The 2,903-nt window shown below is 35.6% G+C and carries 5 protein-coding genes; 2 read left to right on the top strand and 3 right to left on the bottom strand.

What is annotated here, in order from left to right; translation table 11 throughout:
- Positions 1–224 precede the first annotated feature (224 nt).
- Positions 225–695, top strand: coding sequence for a hypothetical protein (locus tag OCK74_RS27680; RefSeq protein ID WP_279300364.1), 471 nt, complete (start codon positions 225–227; stop codon positions 693–695).
- Between the two features lie 166 nt (positions 696–861).
- On the opposite strand, the gene OCK74_RS27685 is transcribed toward OCK74_RS27680, so the two are convergent.
- From OCK74_RS27685 to OCK74_RS27695, 3 genes are all read right to left on the bottom strand, one after another.
- Positions 862–1,164, bottom strand: coding sequence for a hypothetical protein (locus OCK74_RS27685; protein WP_279300365.1), 303 nt, complete (start codon positions 1,162–1,164; stop codon positions 862–864).
- A gap of 75 nt (positions 1,165–1,239) precedes the next feature.
- Positions 1,240–1,482, bottom strand: coding sequence for a hypothetical protein (locus OCK74_RS27690; RefSeq protein WP_279300366.1), 243 nt, complete (start codon positions 1,480–1,482; stop codon positions 1,240–1,242).
- 102 nt (positions 1,483–1,584) lie between these two features.
- Entirely contained in the window at positions 1,585–2,061 is a 477-nt protein-coding gene (locus tag OCK74_RS27695) for a hypothetical protein (RefSeq protein ID WP_279300367.1), read from the bottom strand.
- 780 nt (positions 2,062–2,841) lie between these two features.
- Here OCK74_RS27695 and OCK74_RS28065 point away from each other — a divergent pair.
- Positions 2,842–2,903, top strand: a 62-nt coding sequence (locus tag OCK74_RS28065; protein WP_423803186.1) for a hypothetical protein, incomplete at its 3' end; no start/stop codon positions are given.

A 2,903-nucleotide genomic window follows, 5' to 3' on the forward strand; every position in this document is an offset into this window, starting at 1 on the left:
ACCCGCTCTTCGGTTCCATACAGGCAAGCTTTATCCAAAGTTCTTTTTTAATTTAATAATTCGCCGATGTTTCTTTTGTGAAAACTGTAAATGATAGAAGCTGAAAAGGATTGCAATAAGTGAGAATGTGAACAGTATATAATTGTAAATCAATGATTTTATTGTAACTTACTAAAATAGCCTTACAGTTGTTATAAGATCTTTAATCATATAAAAATTTTATTATGAAGTTATCAATACAAAAAGAAATAGCACGTTACAAAGAATGGCGCAAAGGAGTTTTAATGTTATCATTGCCGGAACTTTTATTACTAACAGTTGTTTCAGGCCTTTTTATAATAGTGCTTTATGTTTGTACTAAATCTACTAAAGGGGCATTATCCATTACAGCATTAAAAAACTATCTTAATGATCTCCAGATCAAGTTTAAAAGCCCTCTAACAATAAACGCGGAAACTGAAAGAAGTGCGCTTGAGATTCTTTTAAATGATGTTAAGACCAGTTGTGATAGGAAAGTAATATCAAGCAATATAGATTTGGAAGGAATGTTCGATAAAACTTGTAAACAAATAAAATCTATAACTGAAAGTAAAGAGGTTGGAACCAGAAGTTCATGGCAGAAACTTAAAGACCTTTCATCCGGCTTTAATGAATTTTACTTTTTAAATATTAATAGAACTGGAATTGCCATTTAAGATGTTTTGTGCCCTCCATATCATTGCATGATCAATGCTTACTCCCCAGATGATGAATTGCTTTTGATGTGTTCTTAAATTATGCACCGTCAAAACTGTGTCGTTGAATTCTTCTGTCCCTAGCAAATTGAGCTTAAGGTCAAAGTAAAGACTGTTCTCAAAAAAATCAACCTGCATGATTATCTTCCACCAACTTCCTGATATCCTCTATACTGCTATTTCTTAAAGTAGCAATCGTGATATGTATTCCCATCAATCCTGCTCTACCTTCAAAAGCCAGGAAGCAAGAACCTTTAGGCATTGTATTACCATAAAGATCGCTCTCCATAATATAAACATTCTCTATATTGGGATATTCGAATACTCGTGCATTTGGCGCAATTTGCGCATTGATGTTTTTATAGCACCGTAGTATGCCTAGTTGGTCTATAGTATCCTTGTCTAAATTAAATTGATTTGTATCTAACATAAATTATTATTTGTTTTACCGATCATCTTATACTTAACATTACCGATTGAAGATGCTCAAGCAATAAACCGCATATTATATTCCTTCTTTCAACCTTTTACCTTCTGTAATACCTTTTGCCGTTATGGTATAAGTACAAGGCGTTACACCATCCAGTATACTCAAGTATCCGCTGTCTGTTAGTTCATCTAGAAAAAACTGCAGGTGCGCTTTATCGGGCACAAAACCCAGATTCACCTCTTTACCTATATCATGGATAATTAGTGTTTCGTGCTTGATCATAGTATTAAGTACTATTGAGCGGTTGAGTAAAGACATAGAGTTTTTTTGATTGTAAATTTCTAGGAGTATACACAAACAATTATCAATTTGAAAAATAATGATAATTGCCTGTTGCTGTTTTTTCTAATTGATACATGTTTATTGCTTTGGCAACTGATCATTGATAAAAGTACGCATCGCTGTTAATTGCTCAAGCCGCTCCTGCTTTTTGGCTAACTCCCCTGTAAGAGAAGCTATTCTGTCGTTCTGGTTGCTTATATCATTGTTTGCCGACTTGGCATCTTTGGCTCCGCGAAAGGCTTTTTTAGAAGCTCGTTTTGCTTTTCTTGCTTCCTTTACACCACCACCTTTTGTTGCTTTATCGGCCTGAACACTGTTGTTTACGGCTGCATCCTGGGCATTTGATTCTGAAGCATTGGCTTTGTCTTTGTAGCCGGGCATGTTGTTTTGTGCTATTGTTAACTTTGCGGTAAGGCTTGCAATGTCATTGCTTACTTCTGTAAACTCTTTATTTAGTTTAACTGTGTCATCTGCCGATTTATACACCTGAGCGGAGGCTGTAAATCCAGTCACCATTAGCGTTAAAAAACACGCTATATAAATTATATTTTTCATAATTTTTGTTTTTAAATGAATTGAGTAGCTGCAACCTGCTACTCCTTTTTATTGGAGCACATGTTTGCAAACTGATGTGCACTTTCGAACACTACATTTAATTATATTTTACTTTTGATTGCAACATTCAGAGAAAACTACTGCAAAGATTGAAACCAGTGAGGGCTAAGTTGGAATAGTTTTCAGGAGCCTTGAGAGAATACATGTAAGGTATGCTATTAATCTAATACAAGCAGATATATTATTGATAGCATTCAGTATAGTAGCAGACCAACGAATGGCCGAGATGTGAAACACGCTCGGCATGCCATCCATTCCAAATTAATAAAAAGCAAATTTGAAATGGGTTGCTCCTAACGGAGCTGTAATTATATGAGCTGGAATAAAGGGTGCCTCCGAAACCGTAACTGCCTGTAACCCTTTTAATAAGCGCTTCATAAGGCGCATATAGTGCAATGGTTAACTTACCTAAGACATTTTACTTCAGGAGGTTTATTTCAAATTAAGATTTAGCCTCAGTTATAGAGACGTAGAAGATATTTTGTCCATAAGAGGAGTTTCCGCTGACCATGATACAGTCCAAAGGTGGGTATACAAGTTTGCTGCCCATAAATTCCTTGTAAGAGCTATTAACCATATTGGCTGTCCCAAGGTGATAGACATCGATCAAAGCAGTGCTAATAAAGGGGCGATCAAAACCTACAACAACAGTTGTAGCAAGAAGATTAAGATAGGCAGTGCAAGTATCTAAACAATAGGGTAGAAGCAGATCATCGTTTTATTAAATGGCGAACTCAGATCATGTTTGGGTTCAAAAGTTTTGAATCAGCATCACGAACACT

The sequence above is a fragment of the Paraflavisolibacter caeni genome (assembly GCF_025628885.1).
GTDB classification, from domain to species: domain Bacteria; phylum Bacteroidota; class Bacteroidia; order Chitinophagales; family Chitinophagaceae; genus Flavisolibacter; species Flavisolibacter caeni.